The 1176-nt window shown below is 65.1% G+C and carries 1 protein-coding gene; it reads left to right on the forward strand.

The genetic code is table 11. The features are described 5' to 3' along the window. Positions 1-99: 99 nt before the first annotated feature. On the forward strand, positions 100-1176 hold a 1077-nt coding region (locus E3T28_RS16670; RefSeq protein ID WP_420898281.1), incomplete at its 3' end, for an IS701 family transposase.

Raw genomic sequence — 1176 nt, forward strand, 5'->3', positions numbered from 1 at the left:
CTAGTACTACAGTCGCGTTTATTTTTGGCTGTATCGGCGTTTTGATCGGATTTTTGCCCCGAATCCTGTTAATCATGACGGGTGAACGATGATATTTGGGTGGCAGAGGTACAGGAATGGGCGCAGGGCCTCGAGGAGATCCGCGGGTTGATTGGGGACGAGTTTGCACGCTCGGAACCGCGGAACAACGCGGTCAGTTACATTCGTGGCCTGCTCTCGGACGAGGAGCGGAAGAACTCCTGGAGCTTGTCTGAGCGGGCCGGCCATGGCACCCCTGATGGGATGCAGCGGCTGCTCTCGACCACGGATTGGGACCCGGATGCCGTGCGCGATGCCTTGTTCGGCTACGTGAAAAAGCACCTGGGCGACCCCACGGGGATTTTGGCGATTGACGAGACCGGATTCCTGAAAAAGGGGACGGCGTCGGCCGGGGTGGCCCGCCAGTATTCGGGCACCGCGGGGCGGGTGGAAAACTGCCAGATCGGGGTGTTTCTCACCTACGCGTCCTCGGCCGGGCGGACCTTCCTGGACCGGGAGCTGTACCTGCCCAAAGCCTGGATCGACGACGCCGAGCGGTGCAAGCAGGCGGGAATCCCCGAGGACCGGGTGATGGCCACCAAGCCCGTGCTGGCCGCCGAGATGATCGAGCGCGCCCTGGACGCCGGCATCGAGGCCGAATGGACCACCGGGGATGCCGTCTACGGCCAACACACCGGGCTGCGCCGCCGGCTGGAGGCCCGCGGCATGAATTACGTGATGGCCGTGCCCATGAACCAGCGCGCCATCACGTCGACCCCGGGTTCATTGGGCGCCGAAGGGCGGGCCGATCAGCTCTTCGCCGCCCTGGACGGGAGGGCCTGGCGCACCCGCACCGCCGGCACCGGGACCAAGGGCGAACGGCTCTACTCTTGGGCCAGGATTCGCATCAACGGCCCCGCCGAGACAGGGGAACACTGGCTGCTGGCCCGCCGCTCCCTGAAAGACCCCACCGACCTGGCCTACTACATCTGCCACACACCCGAGAACGCCACCCTGATCGAGCTGGCCCGGGTCGCCGGGGCCCGCTGGGCCATCGAGGAAACCTTCCAAACCTCCAAAGGCGAAACCGGGCTCGACCACTACCAAGTGCGGCAATATGGCGGCTGGTACCGGCACATCACCCTCTCCATGTTCGCC

This window comes from Cryobacterium sinapicolor (assembly GCF_004403465.1).
In the GTDB taxonomy this organism is placed as follows: Bacteria; Actinomycetota; Actinomycetes; order Actinomycetales; family Microbacteriaceae; genus Cryobacterium; species Cryobacterium sinapicolor.